Consider the following 21,698-nt stretch of genomic DNA (forward strand, 5'->3'; position numbering starts at 1 on the left):
AATAGTAAACCGCATATAAATCTAAAAAGCCCCTTACATGAAAAGAAAACTACTCTTCAATATTGCCATCTTATTCTTTTTTGGTAACACTTTTGTATATGCTCAGACCTTAAACGAAACCTTAGGAACCGGATCTGGTGTAAGTATTACAACCGGAGATTACAATACCATGTATGGAGATAGTACGGGAACTGCACTAACTTCGGCCAGTCGATCAACCTTTGTAGGCTTTGGAGCAGGAAAAAATAACACAACGAGTGACAATACCTTTATAGGGTATTATGCCGGTCATGCCAATGACAGAGGTGAGGATAATGTTTTTATCGGTTTTGAAGCAGGTGCATTAAATAACCCTGAAGGTGGTAGTACACAGGTTGGAGATGACAATACTTTTATAGGGAGTGAATCGGGAGAGCGAAATACCACAGGGTACGACAATACCTTTATAGGTGAAGAATCTGGACAAAAGAATACTACAGGGTACGAAAATGTATTTATCGGTGAAGATGCAGGGTTTGACTTTACAACAGGTTATGAAAATACCTTTGTTGGACATCGAGCCGGTTCCGGGGACTCATTTCGAGGAGGTACCGGATATAAAAATACAGGAATAGGGAATGTATCTCTTGAAGATATCAGAGAAGGACATCATAACACTGCAGTTGGGGATTCATCAGGAGTTGATATAGGTAATGGGATTTATAATACGATGATTGGAGCTGCGGCTGGAGTGGCTACAGAAGAAGCCGATTTCAATACATTTATAGGTGCTATGGCGGGTTGGGATAATAATAGGACTAATAATACCACAGATGCAAATAGAAATACATATGTGGGGTATTTGTCTGGAGCTTCTAATCGAGAAGGGCAGGATAATGCTGGATTCGGAGCTTTTTCTGGCTACGGAAGAGCTCAAAGAACTACTGCTGGTGGAGAAGGATATACGTATTTTGGTGGGGATACAAGAAGATACAGAACAACATTTTTTGGATCTCAAGCCATTGCTGCCCAAAATGATGTGATTACCATGGGATATTATTCCTATAATGAAGGGCAATATGCCATTGGAATCGGTAATCAAGGAGATATGCAAAATGCAGTGGGGGCTATAGGAATGGGACATCAATTTGGTACTACCGATAATTCTGATTATTCCATAGGGATCGGATATCAAGCTAATATTGCTCAATCCAATGCGATTGGTATTGGCCGATCAGTAGATGTAGATAATACAGAAGCCATTGCGATTGGGGCCAATGCAGTAGCACAAAACAATGGTGCTATTGTAATCGGAACTGGGGCTGCTTCTAATGATCTGATTGATAATACTGATGGAGACCCCGATGCTGCAAAAAATATTGCAATAGGGTATAATGCCGTTGTGAGTGGTAACAATGCTATTGCTATAGGAACTGGAGCTGCTGCTGCGAATGATGATACAATGTTATTAGGAGGAGCTACCAATCCCGTAAGTGTAGGGATCGGTACCGATGCTCCTAATACATATGCATCCTTAGACCTAACAGGAACCGATAAAGGGTTATTCGTAAATAGAATGACAACCGCACAACGAACGGCACTAGAACCAAGATTTCCAACACAGCCATCATCTAAGGGGATTAGAGAATCAGAAGAGGGATTAACGGTATACGATACCGATGAAAAAGCATTGTATTTTTGGAATGGAACCGAGTGGAGTAGTGCAATTAAAGATAACCTGGGGGATCATACGGCAACAACCATGCTTAACATGGCAGATAATGTGATACGTTTTGATTATGGAGAAGATAATGGAATAGAATTTAATGGTCGTGACCGATACAAAATTTCCTATGGAGGAAGTACAAACTATGATTACGGGCCTGTTACAGGAGTAAGTATCAAAACTTCTATGAGTACTTCTGCCGATAATGGGTGGACCTGGGGACCTTATAACGCTGCCCCCGTAGCCGCAATAAGTACAGAAGGAAAAATGCAAATTGCGAATAGCCTTAATATTGCTGGAGCCTATGAATTTCCTATTGTAGATGGTGCTGCTAATCAAGTGTTGACTACTGATGGTGTGGGTGCATTAACCTGGTCTGCACAACTAGATAATCAAGAGCTTTCATTAAGTATCAATACGCTAAGCATTTCTGGAGGGACTGATACTGTAGACTTATCAGGATATTTAGACAATACCGATAATCAGGATTTAAGTTTGTCTTCAAATACCCTTAGCTTAACCAATGATGCAACTTCTGTAGATTTATCAAGCTATCTTGACAATACTGATGCTCAAGCGATATCATTAGCAACGAACACTTTGAGTATTACAGGTAATGCTTCTACAGTAGATCTTTCATCATATTTAGATAATACCGATAGTCAAATCTTAACGCTTACTAATAATAACCTAAGTATCTCTGATGGAAATACTATAGATCTTTCTACCTATGTAAATTCTGATCAACAGGATTTAACATTGGCTACTCTAAATGATACAAATCTTACTATCGAAATAGAAAACGGAGCCTCGGTTACTGTGGATTTAGCCCCTATAGTTTCTTCGCTGGAAACCAATCTTATTGATGCACAAAATGAGATTTCGGATTTAGAAGAGGAAAATACTACACAACAAACAGAGATTGATGAACAAAGATCTCAAATTAATGACTTAATAAATAGAATAGAAGCTTTAGAGGGTTGCGCCTGCGATACGAGTGGTAGTATTAATAAAGGAAACTCTCCTATATTGTATCAAAACATTCCTAATCCTTTTAATGGCACTACCTCGATTAAGTATTATTTACCAGACGGCATTAACAATGCTTCAGTTGTATTTAGCAATTCAATAGGACAATTGGTGTCTACAGTTGCCATTAAGGACAATGGAGATGGTGAACTTCATATTAATAGCGATGGGTTAGCTGCAGGAACATATTTTTATACCTTATATGTGGGTAGCCGAAAAATTGATACCAAAAAAATGGTGATAGAGTAGATTAATTATTCTTGATCATCATATACGTAACCCTACGTAAATTGCTTTAAAAACAAGGGTTTGCCACTTTTTGCCACCGTTAAAATTATCTTAAAACCAGATAAATGATATATTATTGCAAAAAAAATCAAGAACCATTTTTGTGTTGCTCTTGAATAGCATATACAGTTTTAAAAGCCCCATATATGAATAGAAAATTACACCTAACTTTTTTCTTGTTATTTAGTTATGTCATAGTTGCCCAGGAAACTTATGTGCCTGATGATAATTTTGAAAATTATTTAGAAACACATGATGCTGATGGAAATGTTGTTGCAGTAGGAAATGCATCCAGTATGGGTAATGGTATTGCCAATGATAATTATGTAACTACTTCAAGAATAGAAGGTGTTACTGATTTAGATATTTCCAGATTATTGATCGCAGATGCCACGGGATTAGGAGATTTTGCTGCTTTACAAAATTTCACCTGTTTTGAAAACTCCATAACCAGTATTGATCTTTCTAAGAATACAGCATTACAAACGATTAATGTTGGCAAAAATAGCCTTACCAGCTTAGATCTTTCAGGAAATCTAATGCTAACTTCTTTGAGTTGTAGTCGAAATGAAATTACAACCTTAAATGTATCTCAAAATACGATGTTGGAAACTTTAGGTTGTAGTAATAATCAACTTAGTAGTCTAGATGTTACCAACAATGACGCTTTAAAGAACCTATATTGTTATAGTAATCCTTTAGGAAGTTTGGATGTAACAAAAAACTTGTTATTAGAAGATCTGGATTGTGTTGATAATCAGCTTACCGTTTTGGATGTTTCTCAAAATTTAGAATTACAAGAATTACAGGTTTATGAAAATTCACTAACAAGCTTAGATGTAAGTAAGAATATAAAATTAATTGAATTATATGCAGAATATAATCAACTCACAAGTTTAGATGTCTCCAAAAATGTAGCATTAGTCGATTTATCGTGCTATAGTAATCAGTTGACTTATCTTAATATGAGAAATGGTAACAATACCAATCTCGATCATAGAGATTTTGACATCACCAATAATCCTGGTCTGACTTGTGTAGTAGTAGATAATCCAACATACGCAAATACCAATTTAACCGATAAAGATATACAAACTGTATACAACACTTTTTGTACCCAGACCTATGTTCCAGATGATAATTTCGAAAATTATTTAGAAACACACAACGAACTTGGTTTAGTAGTACCGATTGGAGATCCAACAAGTATGGGAAATGGTATTGCTAACGATAATTACGTAGGAACAGAAAGAATTAAAAATGACACTACTTTGGGTGTTAGTAATCAAGGGATTACTGATTTTACAGGACTAGAAGATTTTGAAAATGTAGAAAGATTGTACACAAACAGCAATACAATTTCAAACTTAGACCTTACGGCAAATACAAAATTAATTGAAGTAAGCTGCCAGTCCATGGGGCTTATCAGTTTAAATATTTCAGGATTAACTTCTCTGGAAATACTAAGAGCTCGAGAAAATAATTTAATGGCTATAGATTTGAGCTCCAATACAGCATTACATTCATTAAATTTAGATGATAATAATTTTAGCAGTATAGATGTAAGTGCAAACACAGCTCTTTCAGATTTTAGAATAAGAGAAAACTCATTAACTACTCTTGATATAACCAACAATATTAATTTAACAAGACTATATTGTGGAGATAATTCCTTATCAAGTATAGATGTAGCCAGTAATACACTTTTAGAAACGCTAAGTTGTGGCGGGAATCAGTTTGCAACCATAGATGTGAGTGCCCTTACCAAGCTAACAGATTTATCGATTGAGAACACTCCAACGCTTACAACATTAGATGTATCTAGCAATATAAACCTTGAAGATATTGAGGTGTATAACAATACCTTGTTAACCACTCTAGGTGTATCTAGTAATACAAAATTAATAGAGGTTTATATCAATAACACAGGTATAGCTACATTAGATTTTAGTAATAGTCCACAATTGGAGTATGTAGAATGTCAAAACAACAATACATTAACTTCTTTAAATTTTAAAAGCGGGAATACGAGCAGTATCGATGAAATGTATGCTACAGGCAACCCAAACCTTATATGTATTCAGGTAGATGATCCTTCTGCTAGCTATTTAAATGGTTGGGATAAAGATGCTACAGCTAGTTTTAGTGATGACTGTAACTGGACCTATGTGCCCGATGATAATTTTGAAAATTACCTGGAAACCCATGATGCCGATGGTAATTTTGTTTCAGTTGGAGATCCAACTAGTATGGGTAATGGAATTGCAAATGATAATTATGTGAAGACAGCCCAAATAGAAAATGTTTTAAATCTATTTGTGGCATTCCAAGGGATAACAGATTTTACAGGTATCGAGGATTTTACCGCTTTAGAAACATTCTTTTGTTTTAATAATGTGATCAATACAAGTTTAGACTTGACCAGTAACACCAACTTAAAAAGAATAGATGGGGGAGATATGGGATTAACTACTATCAATGTTACCGGATTAACAGCTTTGGAAAGATTAGATATACCTCGTAATAATTTTACAACGATTGATCTTTCCACAAATACGGCGCTAAAAGAATTAATAATTTCTTCAAACGATTTAACCGGATTAGATGTAAGCAACAATATTTTGCTAGAAGATTTACAAATTCACGAAACTACATTAAGTAGTATCGATCTAAGTGCTAATGTTAACCTTACTCGAATCATTGCATCCTTGAATCAGTTTACAGCATTGAATATCGAAAACAATACATTGTTAGAGCGTTTAAACTTAAGTAGAAACCCATTTTCATCCTTTGATGTGAGTCACTTAACAAACTTAGAGGAACTAAATTTAGATGAGACAAATATTGCTTCAATAGATATTAGTAAGAATAGTAATTTGGTAGAATTCAAGGCAAGAAAAATAGATGAATTAGTCGAACTGAATGCAAAAAATGGAAATAATAGCAGTTTTACAGAGTTTGAAGTAGACGATTGTCCCAACTTAATGTGTATCGAAGTAGACGATCCTACTGCAGGGTATTTAAGTGCCTGGGTAAAAGATGCTACGACTAGCTTTGCGCAATACTGTCGATTTACTACTATTCCTGATGATAATTTTGAAGCCTATTTAGAAACTCATAACAAGTTTGGAGGAACAGTTGCTTTAGGAAGTGCTAATAGCTTGGGTAATGGAATTATTGATGACAATTTAGTACCAACAGGAAAAATCGAGAACATACAACTCTTAACTCCAAGAAATGAAGGGATTGAAGATTTTACAGGAGTAGAAGATTTTGTGAGTTTAATTCGTTTGTGGATAGATGACAATGTACTAACCAATACTAGTTTAGATCTCACCAATAATACACTCTTAAAAAGTATAACGGTTACCAATATGGGACTCACAAGTATTGATTTAACAGGGTTAACCGTTTTAGAAGGCCTCGAAGCTGAAGATAACAACCTTACAAGTATAGATATATCTACCAATGCTACGTTGGAGTTTTTGAATGTAGCAGATAATGATATAACCAATATAGATGTAAGTACTAATGATTTAACAAGCCTAACCATTACTAATAATAGATTAGGGTCAATTGATGTAAGCACACAGACTAATCTAGTTTCGTTATACTGTGAAAACACGAATATCACTTCATTAAATATTGAAAACAATTCATTGTTAGAAAATTTAGAGTGTGGTGCTAATGCTTTAATTAGCTTAAATGTAACTCATCTTACAGATCTGTTTTATTTATCATTTAGTAATACCAGCATTGCTAGTATTGATTTAAGTAATAATACGAATCTAAGTAGATTAGTTTGTGATGTTACACCACTTTCTTCTTTGGACTTAAGTAATCAAAATACCTTAGACGATTTATCCTGTAAGAATAGCTTATTAGAGTATTTGAATTTAAGAAGCGGTAATAATAATGATCTTGATAATGTTGACGTTACCGGAAATCCAAATTTAACTTGTATAAGAGTAGATGATCCAACTGCTAGTGTATTGACTGGTTGGTTAAAAGATGCTGCAGCGAGCTATGCAGAATTTTGTAGATTGACCTATGTGCCCGATGATGTTTTTGAAGAATTTCTGGAAAATGCAGGCTATGGTAATGGAGTAGTTGATGATTATGTATATACTGCATTAGTTGAAGTTTCGGAAGGGATCGTCTTCCAAAACAAAACAGCATCTGACTTAACTGGTATTGAAGATTTTAGAGATGCATGGTACTTTGTGATTCGTAACAACCCTAACATCACTGGTGTTGATTTAAGTAAAAATGTTAAGTTGACAACACTTTCTTTACAGAATAATGATTTGACAAGTATTGATTTAAGTAATAATATCCTAATGGATAAATTATATATTGGAGATAATGCGAGATTAGGAAATGTTGACGTTTCAACACTTTCAGTTTTAACTACATTAAGTGTATCCAATACGGGTATTAACACCATGGATATCTCTAATAATCCATTATTAAGAGTATTAAATTTAAATGATAATAATTTCACTGAATTAGATATTTCTGGGTATTCAAGTATTATTCAATTAAGAATTGCAAATAACCAATTAACGTCCTTAAATGTTGCGAATGGAAATAACGATAATTTCACTTGGTTTGATGCACAAGGAAATCCGGATTTAACATGTATTAAAGCTGATAAAGTAATTCCTTTGTTTCCAGATATTTGGGAAAAAGATGCTACGGCGAATTTTGCGATTTATTGTGATTTAACGTATATCGCAGATGCCAATTTTGAAAATTACCTAGAAACGCATGATGCCGATGGAAATGTAGTTGCTCTTGGAGACGCTACAAGTATGGGTAATGGTATTGCAAATGATAATCAAGTAGCAACTTTAAAAATTGCGAGTGTCGTTACCTTAAATATTGCTAGTCAAAACATAGCCGATCTTACAGGAATAGAAGACTTTACGGCACTAGAATCCTTAAACTGTGATTATAATGACTTAACTTCATTAGACTTAAGCAACAATACCAGTCTAAAAGTTTTAGATGCAGCAGAAAATGAATTTACATCTATAGATGTAACAGGATATTTATCATTAGAAGAAGTAAATTTACGTTCTAATTCCATTACAAATTTATTGGTTGATAATAACCCCAACTTAAAAAAGTTAAAAGTTGGTAAAAATGCACTTACAACATTAGACGTAACAGCTTGTACTCAATTAGAAGAACTTGCTGTTCACCAGAATTTATTAGCATCTTTAGATGTTAGAAATGGAAATAATAACTTAATCACTGATTTCTTTGTTCTTTACAATCCTAACTTAACCTGTATTCAGGTTGATGATCCAACCGCTACTTATTTAAGCAGTTGGGAAAAAGATGATATTGCTAGTTTTAGTGAAGATTGTGTTACACCTGTAATTACTTTACTAGGAGACAATCCTCAAGTAATAGAATTAGGATCAGGATATACCGAGTTAGGAGCTACGGTTGATGATGGAGTAACCAATGTAGTGATTGACACTTCCGATTTTCAGGATACAGTTGGTAGTTATACAATCAGATATAATGCTACCGATGCTTCGGGAAATGTAGCTATAGAGGTAACTAGAACTGTGAATGTAATCAATAGCTGTCCGATCGTAAGTTTACCAGCAAATAATTTTACAATCACTACCACAAGTGAAACGTGTACCGATAAAGATAATGGAACAATTGCTATTAGTGCTGTTACCGTATTAGATTATAACACTACAATTAATGGAGTAGAGTATAGTTTTACTTCTGCATTGACAGTAGATAACCTACCACCAGGTACTTATCCTGTATGTATTGCCATAGAAGGCTTTGCAAGTTGTGAACAATGTTTTGAAATGGTTATTGAAGAAGCAGAGAGTTTAACAGGGAAAACCGAGCTACTTGCAGAAGCAGGAACTGCAAAAGTAAATGTTGAGGTAACTACAGGTACTGCGCCCTATATTGCGAAGATCAATAACAAAATAGTAGGAGAGTATACAACGAAGAATTTCATTCTAGATGTACAACATGGGGATGAGTTAGAAGTGTCTTCAAGTATAGATTGTGAAGGCAAACTATCTACCAAAGTTAGTTTGTTTGATCAAGTAAGTATTGCACCCAATCCAACGAAGGGAGATGTTACGCTTACTCTTCCCAATACTCAATTACAAACGATAAATGTGTCGATGTATAATGCATTAGGGACTCAGGTTTCTTCTGGGGAGTATATTATTACTTCGGGACAAGTCATATTGCCTATGAAGCAATTACCACAAGGTATTTACTTTGTGTCAATTGATCATAGAGCTACGTTTAAAATTGTGAAACAATAAAGAGAAAACCTTCATTTTTATCATTTCAACTTAACTGACCCTAAACCTGGTCCAAAGGTTCAATGTGATCGTAAAGAATAAAGAAATAGGAAATGAAAAGTATGATGATATATAGCCTTAGTAAGATACTGCTTAAAGAATATTTGGTAGTAAAATAAAGCTTCAGATTTTTTTTAAAGGATTCAAATGTGACTTTTTAAAAAAACGGTGTCCTATATTATAAAGACACTTAAACACAAATTGAAATGAGCCTTAAAATAAAAAAATCAATATGTATAGTTGCTTTATTATCCTTTAGTATATCTGTTTTTGCACAAAAAAAACCAAAAATTAAGGGCAACAGGGTTGTAAAAGAACTTACCAAAGGTATTCCTGAAACATTTAATACTATCGAAATTGATGATGAATTAAAAATAATTTTAAATCAAAATGATCAAAATGAATATTACCTAAAAACTGATGAAAACCTAATTGATATCGTTCAGTTTAAAGTAACAGATAGTGTATTAAAAATATATACAACCAATAGAATTGTGAGAAGTAGAAAACTAGAAATTAGTTTAAATGTAAAAGAGATAGAACATATTATACTTAAAAATAATGCTAAAATAAAAAGTGATAAAAAATTATTTTCTGAAAAACTATTTATCACTGGTTATGATTCTAGTTATTTGGATTTGAACGTAAAAGTAGATGATGTTAGAATTACTTTATATGATAAAGTGAAAGGGAAAATCAAAATCAAATCAAAAAACGCAGCAATTACTATGAATGGCAAAACAGACCTTAAAGCGTATGTTATTGCAGATAAAGTAAAAGTTGCCATGACCAAAGCTGCCGAATTAAGTATGGATGGAGATACAGATTATGCTTCTTTTGATGTTAAAGATTCATCGAAACTTAAGGCAAAAAAAATGAAAACTTCTTCTACAGACCTAAATACTTATAATTCTGCAGATGTATATGTATATGCTAAAAGAAATTTAGAGCTTTATGCACAAGGAAAAAGTATAGTGTACGTATATGGTAATCCCGAATTAGATGTTAAAACCCTTACTGATCGGACTAAAATCATAAAAAAGTAATTAACACTACATTAAATTATTTTTTATTACCAACTATAACTTGACTTGACGAAGGAGGGTGTTTGATTTATCAGACACCTTTCTTTTGTTTATAGTCGATTATATTTAAACTGTAAATTTATATCCTATTTATGCTGTATTATTGTTGTTTTTCTTTTCAAGAAACAATACACACGATGTGTCTCTTTATTATTTAAAGAAACAGAGAAGTAATTTCATCTGGGATCCTTGCCGGCCTTAGAGTCTCTTTATGTAAAAAACACCAACTTGTCTTTGCAGAAACTAATACCTTTTGAGTGGTTGTATTTATAATTTTAGTATGACGCTCACTCCTAACACCTCTATAATTATCGATCCAGGTTTGTAGCGTGACTTTATCATTTTCAAAAGCAGGACTATGATATTCTATATAATGATTAAGAACTACCCAAACATAAGTATTCCTAATGCCTTCATTGGTTCTGGATTCCCAATGCTTTTTGGCAACATCTTGTACCCATTGTAGATACACTACATTATTTACATGATCCATATCATCTATTGCTGATTTTGGAACAGTAAAATGGAATTCAAAAATTTCGGATTTCATGAATAGAAGAGTTGAATAGATTAAAAGTACAACTATTTTAAAATTTGAAAGAAGATTTGTGATCTAAAACCCTAAAATAAGTTTTGCTATATAAAAGAATAAGAAGATCCCAAAAATATCATTACTGGTTGTAATAAAAGGACCTGTAGCAATTGCAGGATCAATACCTCTTTTATCCAGAATAATAGGAACAAAAGTACCGATAAGTGCTGCTACGATAATAACACTCATAAGTGCTGCTGCTATTGTTAAGCTAAATGAAATTTCATACTTCATAATAAAACCAAAAACAATAATAAGTAGTGCTAATGCAGAACCATTAATTAAGCTAAGGCTTACTTCTTTTAATAATCGATTTAATAAACTTCCTTTTACTACATTATTTGCCAACCCTTGTACTATGATTGCAGAGGATTGAACACCAACATTTCCTGCCATAGCTGCAATTAGCGGAGTATAGAAAAATAAATCTCTAATTCTTGGATTGGTCATTACACCTTCAAAGCCCTGCATGATGAATACACTTCCTAATCCTCCAAAAAGGCCTAAAATCAACCAGGGTAATCGTGCTCTGGTAAGCTCCCATACATTATCATCTGCTTCTACATCTTGAGAAATACCCGCAGCTAATTGATAATCTTTCTCAGCCTCATCCTTAATAAAATCTACAATATCATCTATAGTTACTCGACCAACCAATACATTTTCTTTGTCTACCACAGGGATGGCTTCAAGATCATATTTTTGCATAATACGAGCTACTTCTTCTCCTTCGGTATCTACATCTACAGAATCTACTTTTGGAATATATACTTCGCTAATATGAGTTTTTGCAGAGGCAGTAAGTAAATCTTTAAGAGATAGTCTACCTTTTAACTTTTCATCTTTATCTACAACGTAAATAGAATGTACCCGAGTAACATTTTCTGCCTGTCGTCGCATTTCTTTAACACAACCAGCTACGGTCCAGGTTTCTTTTACCTTTACTAGTTCTTTAGCCATTAGTCCACCTGCAGTATCTTCATCATAGGTAAGAAGCTCTTTAATATCTTCTGCGCGTTTTTCATCCTCTATCTCTGCAATTACTTTTTCTGCACGATCATCAGGAAGCTCGGCAACAATATCAGCAGCATCATCAGTATCCATTTCTTCTAACTCTTCTGCAATCTCTTTTGCAGAAAGGTTTTCAAGAATACGTTCACGAAAATCTTCTTCGAGCTCCATAAGAGCTTCGGATGTTTTTTCGCTATCTAATAATTTAATAAGGTAGGTAGCTTCAGATAAGCCAAGTTCACTAATGATTTCTGCAACATCAGCAAAATGAATTTCACTAAGCATTTCGCGCAGACGAGTATCACCTTCTTCACGGATAAGGCGTCGTACCTGTTCGATTAACTCATTAGAAACTTCAAATTGCATATACTCAGTATTTAGTGATCCCCTTCACAAACGCCCACAAAGATAACCAAAGAATTTAATTGGACTTTATGAGTGTGTTAAATCACTTAACCTGTTGTTTTTCAATTAATAATGTCAATTCTATAAATTGATCAACAGACAATTGTTCGGGACGTTTAGTCAGGATTTCTAATGTTTTGATCTCATCATTCAATTCAAAAGTTTTAAGACTATTTCTTAGGGTTTTACGACGTTGTCCAAAAGCAGTCTTTACGACTCTGAAAAATAATTTTTCATTACAAGGGAGAGAGTATTCATTTTTTCTAATCAATCGCAATACCCCACTATCTACCTTAGGAGGAGGATTAAAAACATTGGGAGGCACGGTAAATAAATATTCTGCATCATAAAATGCTTGAGTAAGTACCGAAAGAATACCGTATGCTTTACTACCAGCTTTTTCGCAAATACGTTGGGCAACTTCTTTTTGAAACATCCCCGTAAATTCAGGAATTCGGTCTTTGTTTTCCAATGTTTTAAAAACAATTTGTGTAGAAATATTATATGGAAAATTACCCGTTATTGCAAATTGCTCTTTATCGAATATAACATCCAGATTAAATTTCAGAAAATCTGCTTCTATAACCCGAAATGTAGTGTTTCCTCTTAATGCTTCTGTATGCTCGAGATGAAAATTAGTGTTAAGATATTCGATAGACTCCCTGTCTAGATCCATAGCGATAACATCAATATCTTTTTGAAGAATATACTTGGTAAGAACTCCCATCCCCGGGCCAATTTCAATAACATTTTTATAGCCTTGCAGAGTAAGGGTATCGCCAATCTTTTTGGCAATATTCTCATCCTTTAGAAAATGTTGCCCCAGGTGCTTTTTTGCCTTTACCGCAGTTTTTTCGAAAGAAGATATAGGGTTTGAATTGTATTTTTTATTTTTTTTTGGTTTACCCATTCCGTTCACTTACAATTTCTAACTCTGTTCTAAACGCTACAAATTTACCAGTAAAGCGATTAGATTTTGACCTAAGGCGATCTGCATCCTCGTTATAGTATTTTTGTAAAGTTTCTTTATTGCTTGTAGTATATTGTACAGAATAGGTGATACCTCCCATTTCTTCTTCTACCAATACCTTGGTCATTAATGCTTTACTAAATTTTCCTGTAGAAAGCATATCAGGTATATGCTCTTCTTTCATCCACTCTAACCATTCATCATGGATAGTTTCTTCTATATTTATGGTAACGTTATATATGTACATGTTTATTATTAATGTTTTTGGAAGTCGTATTTAGTATAATGACCAAGGCGCAAAGTTACAAAGAAGTAAAGAGCTACAGGTGATTTAATTTATAGCATCTCCTCTTAGGGTTCTGTATTTTTTTCGTGCTTCTACAAAATAAATACTATCAGCGTGATTAAAAATTATCTTTTCGTATAATTCTTTAGCTTTTTCAGGCTCTCCCAGTTCATTCACATAGAGTTCGGCTAGCCAATAATAAGCATCATCAACAAGAATATCATCGTTATAAAATTCGATAATTTTTAGATAGTTGATTTTAGCCTTTTCGAATTGCTTTTCTTTTTCAAATAGCTTTGCCTGACGTAAAAAAGCTTCATCCTCAATTTTTTCACCTTTATGCTGAGTTAAAATAATTTCATACATCGTAATTGCGTCCTGATTTTTATTCTGAAAAGCTAATAGATCGGCTTTTGCAAAAATCTTTAAAGCAGTTTGAGTAGAGTCTTCAAGAGAATTATCACTGATAATTAGACTTAACTCCATGGCATCATTTGCAATCAATTGAGAGGTAGAAGATTTTAGTACATCGAGTTGTGTTTGTGCCCAAGCGAAATCCCCTTTGTAATAACTGGTTTTTGCGACTTTAAATCTGGCATCTTGTGCTAGGAAATTATTTTTTAAAGCATTTTGCACCTGGGTATAGTAAATTAACGCCTGATTAAATTTTTGATCCAATACCAGGATATCTGCAATTTTCATTTTTATTCTGGAAGACTGAAACCTTGATAGAGGTTCTCTATCCAGTATATCTTTTAAAAATAGAATGGCTTCCTGTTTTTTATCCTGATTAAATGCTAGAAAATGTGAATAATCAATTTGTAATCCTATAGTTTCTCTGCCTTTTCCATATTCCTCAAATACAGTATTATACTGTGCTATAATAGTTTTATGTTCTTTTTTGGAAGCATTATCTACTTTTGCTTTCAGGATGATTTTATGAGCAGTAAGCTTCATATCTTTTGAAGCAGGCGTTTCTAGAATATAATTTAGAATTTCTACAGCAGATTTAATGTCTTTTTCCGAAATAGCAATTCTGGCCAGATCTATAATGCCTTCTGGGCTTTCCTGTTTACGTTTGTATATTGCTTTTTCCTGTATAAATGCTTTTTTAAATTCCTTTTGTTGTACAAAAAGCCAGCTTAGCATTTCGTTGTATAAGATATCAGGATTCTGCTGAAGTTTTTTAATCAATAATTTTCTAAATATAACATTTGCCTCACTTGTTGGGGTATCTGTTATGTAGTCACTAAAATTTCGTTGTACAATATTTATATAATTAGGTTGTAATCGTAATAGTGCTAAGTAACTATCGAACATTTTTTCGAGTTTTCCCTGTTCTCCATAAATTTTGGCTAATTGTACATTAAAGTTTGCTCTGGGATTATTCTTCATCCCTTTTTCATAAATTAAAGCTGCTTCATCTAACAGGCTATATTTTTCAAAAGTTTGAGCAAGAGAATAGGCATGATTCGCATTATTGTTATCATAAGTTTCTATAGCCTTATTGTAGTATGTGCGAGCTAGCTCTGTTTTACCTTGTAGATCATAATGATGTCCTAATTCGACTAGAATTTGGGCATTATTTGGAACTTTCTCAATTCGCTTTTTTAGAATACCCTCAGCTTTATCAAAATGTTCTAATTGTTGGTGAGATTCTACTAACCCTAATAAATAATTAATTCGGTTTGGGTTTTTGGTATATAATTTTTGATAGATAGAAAGTGCTTTTTCGTATTGTCCCTGCTGAATATAGTTTTTTGCTAACTGCTCCGACTGCGCAATCGTCGAAAACGTAAAGAATAGGGCAATATAGAAAAAGATAAAGCGCATTTTGCAAGTTTTTTTGTAAAGATAACAAAATGCGCTTTAGTAATATGTTATGGATCCCTTAATCTATATATTCAAATCCGCAGTAAGGAACCAGTACTTCGGGGATTTTGATACCATTTGGAGTTTGGTAATTTTCTAATATACCTGCAAGTACCCTGGGTAATGCCAATGAACTTCCATTAAGTGTATGTGCCAATTGATTTTTTCCATTTGCATCTTTATATCTTAATTTTAAGCGATTAGCTTGATAAGATTCAAAATTAGATACAGAACTAATCTCTAACCAGCGATCCTGTGCTGTCGAGAAAACTTCAAAATCATATGTTAGTGCAGAAGTAAATCCAATATCTCCACCACAAAGGCGTAGTATACGATACGGTAATTGTAAATCGTTAAGAATCCCTTTTATATGATCTACCATTCCATCAAGTGCCTTGTACGAATTTTCAGGGGTCTCGACACGTACAATTTCTACTTTGTCAAATTGATGCAATCGATTTAATCCACGTACATGTGCACCATAAGAACCTGCCTCACGTCTAAAACATGGAGTATATCCTGTACAGCAAATAGGAAGATCGCTTTCCTGTAGTAGCTCATCTCTAAACATATTGGTTACAGGAACCTCTGCAGTAGGAATAAGATATAAATCATCGCCGGTTACATGATACATTTGTCCTTCTTTATCCGGTAATTGCCCCGTACCATATCCCGATGCTTCATTAACAAGATGAGGTACCTGAAACTCTTTATACCCAGCATCAGTATTTTTATCCAAAAAATAACTAATCAAAGCACGTTGTAATCGAGCACCTTTTCCTTTATACACAGGAAAACCAGCCCCCGTTATTTTTACACCCAATTCAAAATCAATAATGTCATATTTTTTGGCAAGTTCCCAATGAGGTAATGCACCTTCTTCTAAAACAGGAATATCACCTTCACGAAAAACCTCTTCATTATCTTCATCACTTTGACCATTAGGAACAGAATCATGAGGAACATTTGGGATTGTATATAATAATTGTATTAATTTCTCCTGGATATCGGTGAGCTCTGTTGATAGTTGCTTAGAACCTTCTTTAAGTTGTGCAGTTTTCTCTTTTAGCAGATTTGCTTTTTGCTGTTCACCGTTTTTAAACAGTAGCCCTATTTCTTTAGAGAATTTATTAGAGTCTGCTAGAGTATTGTCTAATTTGGTCTGTGTGGCACGTCGACTTTCATCCAAGCCAATAATTTCTTCTAAAACAGCAGCCGCGTCAAAATTCCTTTTTGTCAAAGCTTTTATATACGCTTCTTTGTTTGCTATGATGTTTTGTACTACTAACATGATATCTTTTTTGGGCGATTTCCGGGCTATTCGTTATATCTTTTTCTTGATCATCCTCAAAACCTATTCAAGGACCTTAATAATCAAGAAAAAGGATGCCACTACTATCCCTATCGCAATGAAGGAGCAAATTTAAAGAAAAGTGGGGTTTTAGATTGTAGTTCTATAGTGAATTTTAAGAAATTTATTTAAACCTATTTGCGAGTATAAAAATTTATGCAACCGGTACTTCTATATTGATAACTGTACCTCTTTGAATTACAGAGTCTATGAACATATTTCCGGATAAGGTACTTAACCGAGTCTTTATATTTTTAAACCCAATTCCATCAACTGCTTTTCCACTTTCGAAACCTACTCCGTCATCTTCAAAAAGCAGTTGTATCGAATCATCATGGTGATTAAGATAGATGTCGATATTTTTGGCTTTAGCATGTTTAAGACAATTAGTTAATAGTTCTTGTATGATTTTAAATAATTCTTCTGTAAGTGTCGGACTTATTTGGTTGATCTGATTTTTTGGATATGGGTGAAATGATATTTGTTGCCCGCTACCATTGATCACATTGTTTATATATTCCTTTATTAAGGAAGTAATCGGATTTTTTTGAAACTTTTTGGGAATAAGGTTGTGAGAAAAATCTCTTACCTGATTGTAAGTTTCATCAACTTGTTTAATAATGCTAGCTTCCTGATCATCGGTTTTATCCGAGTTAGAAAGTTGCAATTTTATACTTGCCAGATTGCCCCCAACACTATCATGTAACTCTCGTGCCAGACGTTGCCTTTCTTTATCTTGCCCTTCCATTGTAGCTTTGATCAGATTTAATTCCTGATCCTTCATCAATCCATATACTTTTTGAGTATTTACCTCTTCTTGCGATTTGTTGAGTGCTATTTGAGTCTTTAATTTCTGGAAATACATAAACAGCAGGCCAACTACTGGTAGGAGTACAGCGAGAAAACCGATTAAAAATGCCTTTTTGATAGTTCGTTGTCTTTCAAGCTCACTTTCTTTTAATAGTCGCTCTTCTTTAAGCGATAAGATCTCTTTTTCCTTTTGTAGCGTTTGATATTTAACCTCTAGTTCTTTTACAATTTTTTTATTTTGTTTTGTTGTAATTCGATTAGAAACATCTACATATTGAGTCATTAATGCATATGCATTTTTATAATTTCCACGAGTAGCATAAAGACTTTTTAGCATCTCGATTACTCTTTTTTGTAACTCTAGCCTATTCCATTGTACAGCATTTACATATGCAGAGTTTAATATCATCTCTGCCGAATCATAATCTTCTAATTTATAATATACCCGACCTATTTGATATACTGCTTCTATATATAAGTCATAGAAATGGTTTTCTTGAGCTTGCTCTTTTGCAGGCATAAAGTACTCCATTGCTTTGATGGTTCGATCACTAAAAAGCTCGATTCGCCCAAGTTTTAATCGAACTTCTATTGATGTTTTATTTGGAGTATCTGGAAGATCTTCTAGTACAGAAAAATAATATGACTTTGCCTTTTCACTATTGTTTTTATAATAATAAATATCTCCTAAAAACTTTCCAGCCAGTATTATGGTTTCTTTATTCCTGGATTCTGCAATGCAAGATTCGAAGATGGGGAGTGCTAGTTCATATTTTTTTTGCTTCAGATATACAATACCCAATCCAAGTTGATGTTTGTAATGCATAGTTTGCATTTCGGGAATAGGAGAATTAGTAATACCTTCAATAAAGTGTCTCATTGCACCATCATAGAGCCCGTTTTTAAGTTTTCCGTGTCCGATAATATGGTTTGCTATAGAAAGATATAATGGTTTGTTGGTGATATTTTCTTTTAGTGCTGTTGTTTTTAAAAGATCACCATAATACGTTATAGAATCGGTATTGCCTGCCTGTAGGTGTATTTGAGCTATTTTTTCGATAAGCTGTAGGCGTGTGGTAACATCTGGACTGTTTTTAAGCTGGCGATATAACTGTGAATCTACGGTATTAGGTATAATACCAAAAAAAGTATAACCAGTATCTTTCTTGTTTTTTTGACTATGCGCAGAAAAGAAAAACAACAGAAGGATGCTACAAATTCCCTTTATTAGATATGAATGCATTGTAATGATTTTTGTGAGTCCGAAATGAACTACACAAATTAGAGTGTATAATTTCGGGTTAAAACCGTATTTCCTTGATTTTAAACTATGCAAAACTACATAAGGTTTTGCAATGAAGTACTATTGGGGTCAAAAAATAACTTAATTTTAGCTTGTTGTATTTAAAAAAAGAGCAGTTTAGTTCTTTTTTACGGCATAAATGATGATACCATTTACACTTTGAATTTACCGCAATAAAAATTTTCTTTTCCGCATATGCTTCAGAATAATAATTAACCATAGCTATGGCTATGCTGAACTTTTCTTCTTTGCATAAACAAAAAATAACTGATTTTCTTTAACGGTAAATTCAAAGTATAACTAGTATAAGACTATTTTATTCTTTTTCTTCATATTTGAGAATCCACGGATTTGTAGTAAAATAATTCCACGTAGCACTGGCTAAGTCAACTTTTGGATCGATAAGTGTTTGGTATTTTTTACCATTAATAGATACTTTACTACGTACATAGATTGCAATATCTTTTTCTTTTGTAGCATATTCTGCCTTGAGTCTTTGTGCAAACTGCCACATGGCATCTGGTTTTGATGATACTAATCGCAACTGTTTTTTGGAGAGATAATCATTTTTACTAATTAGTTTCTGTAGTGCCTTAGGATCATTTTTGTCTACAACATAGAAATTAGTAGTGCCATAGCGACCTCTTAACATCATTCGCCAACTCATTCTATGACCTTCTTCTGTCCATAATACATCTCCCGGAATAATCCAGTGACGAATAGGGAGCAGGATTTGTATAACAAACCAGACGGTTAATACAGGGAGCAAAAATTTACGGTATGAAGGGATAATTACTTCTCCGGCACTATAAAATTCCTTTTTCCTCATAAACAAATGATGTATCCTTTCTTTAGAAAAGAAAAAGACCGTAAATGCCAATGATAAATACGGAAATATCCCTATTTGAAAAACAATAGAATTAAAAAGATGAAAAAATACACTAAAACAAAAAGCAGCAAGTCGAGTTTTCTTCCATAATAGTAAAGGGACAATTAATAGGTCGAATAAAATACCATAATAGGCAATAAAAATATGTGTCCAATGTTTCTGAAGAATATTTCCTACAATAGGATAATTTGCTTTGCCAGCCATCAAGTTTTTGGCAACAGTAAAGTCTAGCCAATCTGGATATAGTTTAGCAACAGATGCATAGGTATATACAATCCATAGTTGAGCAATAATTACCAATATACACCATCTGGGCATGGCAATTTTTTTAAGTAATGGGTTCTGTTTTACATCTACCGAGAAATAATTTCCTGCGGGTAAAGTGCACATTATTATACAAAGAAGTAACAGGAGATAGTAGTGATTGTTATAGGATGCTTTTTGCATAAAATAGACCCCTGCCCATAATATGGTATACCCAATCATGCTCCATCGATATTTAAAACCAATCATTACTAAAAGGCCAAAAATCCCCATTATAGCAAAATAATAATACATGCCATTACCAGGTAAGGGTTGTAAAAAATCTAAACCAATAAAATTAAAGGTAAATCTGGGTTCGACTAAGGTACGGGTAACCCAGCCTGTAAAAATAGCGCCAATAGCCTCTGAAGCAATCAGGAACCCAAAAAAAACTCGAAATATAATAAGAGAACTATTATCTACTTGAGTGAATAGCCAACGATTGATCATACTAAAGAATTTATAAAATCACGAGAGAAGTCTTCATCTTGCTGCATAGCATCTTGTAATTGCTCTAGAGAATCAAATTTTTTCTCATCCCGAATACGTTTTATCATTTCGATCTGAATCTTCTTGTCATATAAATTAAAAGAAGTGTCAAAGAAATGAGCTTCTATCGTTTGTTTGGTGCCATTTACCGTAGGGTTTGTGCCGATATTCATCATCCCAAAATAGGTTTTGCTATCAATAAATGATTTTACAATATAAACTCCGTTTTTTGGAATTAATTTGTAATCTTCTTCGATATGTAAATTAGCAGTCGGATAGTTAAGTTTACGCCCTAATCTTTTTCCTTTTACTACCTTACCAGTTAGCATAAAGCAATATCCCAGATATGCATTTGCTTTGGTAATATTTCCATCGAATAATGCTTTTCTGATTTTGGTAGAACTTACGGCAACATCATCAAGATCTTGCTTAGAAATTTCTTCTACAGTAAAATCATTTTGTACACCATAAGAAGCAAGATCTGTAATATTAGAATTACGATTGCGTCCAAACCGATGATCATATCCTATAATAACATGTTTTGCTTTAAGGCAGTCGATAAGCATCTGTTGCACATATTCTCCTGCGCTTAGACGAGAGAATTCTTTGGTAAATGGATGAATAACCAGATTGTCTAGTCCGGTCTTTTCTAAAATCTGTATACGCTCATCAATAGTATTGATAAGCTTGATATCAGAATCCTGTTGTAATACCATTCTGGGGTGAGGAAAAAATGTAAGAATAACCGACTCCAGATTATTTTTTCTGGCGCTTTCTATCAGACGTTCTATTATTTTTTTGTGGCCAATATGTACGCCATCAAAAGTACCTATAGTAACTACAGACTGAATCTGGCTATCATATGTTTTTGCATTTGTATAACGTTTCATCTGTTCATTTTTGATTTGATTTCAACTGTCAGATAGAATTCGTTAATGAATAATATAACCTGTC

The 21,698-nt window shown here is 33.6% G+C and carries 12 protein-coding genes; 3 read left to right on the forward strand and 9 right to left on the reverse strand.

Translation table 11 applies throughout. The features are described from left to right. Window positions 1-37: 37 nt before the first annotated feature. The 3 genes from DK441_RS13920 (at window position 38) to DK441_RS13930 (ending at window position 10,424) form a co-directional block, all read left to right on the forward strand. A complete protein-coding gene (locus DK441_RS13920; RefSeq protein ID WP_109851265.1) occupies window positions 38-2,983 on the forward strand; it encodes a T9SS type A sorting domain-containing protein in 2,946 nt (981 codons plus the stop codon). A gap of 185 nt (window positions 2,984-3,168) precedes the next feature. Then, window positions 3,169-9,339 (forward strand): immunoglobulin-like domain-containing protein, encoded by a 6,171-nt coding sequence (locus DK441_RS13925; protein ID WP_109851266.1) that lies wholly within the window; start codon window positions 3,169-3,171, stop codon window positions 9,337-9,339. Between the two features lie 245 nt (window positions 9,340-9,584). Next, window positions 9,585-10,424: a GIN domain-containing protein gene (locus DK441_RS13930; RefSeq protein ID WP_109851267.1), complete on the forward strand. Its 840-nt coding sequence runs from the start codon at window positions 9,585-9,587 to the stop codon at window positions 10,422-10,424. 193 nt (window positions 10,425-10,617) lie between these two features. Here DK441_RS13930 and DK441_RS13935 read toward each other — a convergent pair whose 3' ends face one another. The 9 genes from DK441_RS13935 to DK441_RS13975 all read right to left on the reverse strand — a co-directional run bounded on the left by DK441_RS13935 (window position 10,618) and on the right by DK441_RS13975 (window position 21,634). Next, the gene (locus DK441_RS13935) at window positions 10,618-11,013 is read right to left on the reverse strand and encodes a thioesterase family protein (protein ID WP_109851268.1); all 396 of its coding nucleotides are present in this window, start codon (window positions 11,011-11,013) and stop codon (window positions 10,618-10,620) included. 63 nt (window positions 11,014-11,076) lie between these two features. After that, window positions 11,077-12,432, reverse strand: coding sequence for a magnesium transporter (gene mgtE, locus DK441_RS13940; RefSeq protein ID WP_109851269.1), 1,356 nt, complete (start codon window positions 12,430-12,432; stop codon window positions 11,077-11,079). An 82-nt stretch (window positions 12,433-12,514) separates the two neighbouring features. Beyond that, window positions 12,515-13,381 (reverse strand): 16S rRNA (adenine(1518)-N(6)/adenine(1519)-N(6))-dimethyltransferase RsmA, encoded by an 867-nt coding sequence (rsmA, locus tag DK441_RS13945; RefSeq protein ID WP_109851270.1) that lies wholly within the window; start codon window positions 13,379-13,381, stop codon window positions 12,515-12,517. After that, a complete protein-coding gene (locus tag DK441_RS13950; protein WP_109851271.1) occupies window positions 13,374-13,688 on the reverse strand; it encodes a DUF4286 family protein in 315 nt (104 codons plus the stop codon). Before DK441_RS13950 ends, rsmA begins: the two co-directional genes overlap by 8 nt. 84 nt (window positions 13,689-13,772) lie before the next feature. Next, window positions 13,773-15,560, reverse strand: a complete 1,788-nt coding sequence (locus DK441_RS13955; protein WP_109851272.1) for a tetratricopeptide repeat protein — start codon at window positions 15,558-15,560, stop codon at window positions 13,773-13,775. Between the two features lie 58 nt (window positions 15,561-15,618). After that, window positions 15,619-16,890: a serine--tRNA ligase gene (serS, locus tag DK441_RS13960; protein WP_109851273.1), complete on the reverse strand. Its 1,272-nt coding sequence runs from the start codon at window positions 16,888-16,890 to the stop codon at window positions 15,619-15,621. A 214-nt stretch (window positions 16,891-17,104) separates the two neighbouring features. Next, window positions 17,105-19,003, reverse strand: a complete 1,899-nt coding sequence (locus tag DK441_RS13965) for a histidine kinase (protein WP_109851274.1) — start codon at window positions 19,001-19,003, stop codon at window positions 17,105-17,107. A gap of 376 nt (window positions 19,004-19,379) precedes the next feature. Next, window positions 19,380-20,705, reverse strand: coding sequence for an HTTM domain-containing protein (locus tag DK441_RS13970; protein ID WP_109851275.1), 1,326 nt, complete (start codon window positions 20,703-20,705; stop codon window positions 19,380-19,382). Further along, entirely contained in the window at window positions 20,702-21,634 is a 933-nt protein-coding gene (locus tag DK441_RS13975; RefSeq protein ID WP_109851276.1) for a bifunctional riboflavin kinase/FAD synthetase, read from the reverse strand. Before DK441_RS13975 ends, DK441_RS13970 begins: the two co-directional genes overlap by 4 nt. Window positions 21,635-21,698: the final 64 nt, after the last annotated feature.

Source organism: Aquimarina sp. AU58, assembly GCF_900312745.1.
Lineage (GTDB): Bacteria > Bacteroidota > Bacteroidia > Flavobacteriales > Flavobacteriaceae > Aquimarina > Aquimarina spinulae.